General features: G+C 48.7%; 1 protein-coding gene. It reads right to left on the bottom strand.

Annotation, left to right across the window (positions count from 1 at the left end; all coding sequences use genetic code 11):
- On the bottom strand, positions 1-718 hold a 718-nt coding region (locus ACP5S8_RS08500; RefSeq protein ID WP_461876503.1), incomplete at both ends, for a glutamine amidotransferase-related protein.

The raw sequence follows: 718 nt of genomic DNA, 5'->3' as shown, positions 1-718 counted from the left end.
GAGTTCAGGATGGGACTGCGTAGCTACGCCGAATTGGCCTTTCCACTCCATTATCTCCACTAGCTTGTTATCTGGCGTAACTCCGGATATGAGCATCCCTTTCTTCTCAAAGAGTTTCCTGTAGCGGTTGTTGAACTCGTACCTGTGCCTGTGGCGCTCGTATATGAGCTCTTTGTGGTATGAGCTGAAGGCTATCGATTTCTTGTCGGTTATCTTGCAAGGCCAGGCGCCGAGCCTCATTGTGGCGCCCTTGTCCTTGATTTTTCTCTGCGAAGGTATTAGGTCTATAACATTGTATTTTGTCTTTGCGAATTCTGTAGAGTGCGCGCCTTTCAGAGCGCACACATTCCTGGCGAACTCCACCGCCATAAGTTGCATGCCAAGGCACAAACCCAAGTATGGGATCCTGTTTGACCTTGCATATTCTATCGCTTTTATCTTGCCTTCTATCCCGCGCTTCCCAAAACCTCCGGGCACTATTATTCCGTCAACGTCTCCAAGTATCTCGCCAGGCAATACGCCGCTCTTCTCGAGATCTGAAGATTCTACCCATTTTATGTCTATTCCGGTGTTGAGCGCTGCGCCCGAGTGGATAAGGGCTTCCTTGACGCTTGCATAAGAATCGCGCAGGTTAGTGTACTTTCCGACTATTGCTATCTTTACCCTGTCTTTTGGTTTCTTTATCCTATCGACTATGGCCTTCCACTTCTCCAGCTTG

The sequence above is a fragment of the Hydrogenobaculum sp. genome (genome assembly GCF_049967395.1).
Lineage (GTDB): Bacteria > Aquificota > Aquificia > Aquificales > Aquificaceae > Hydrogenobaculum.
The sequence above is the reverse complement of the archived record's forward strand: the minus strand, read 5'-3'. Positions and strand labels throughout refer to the sequence as shown.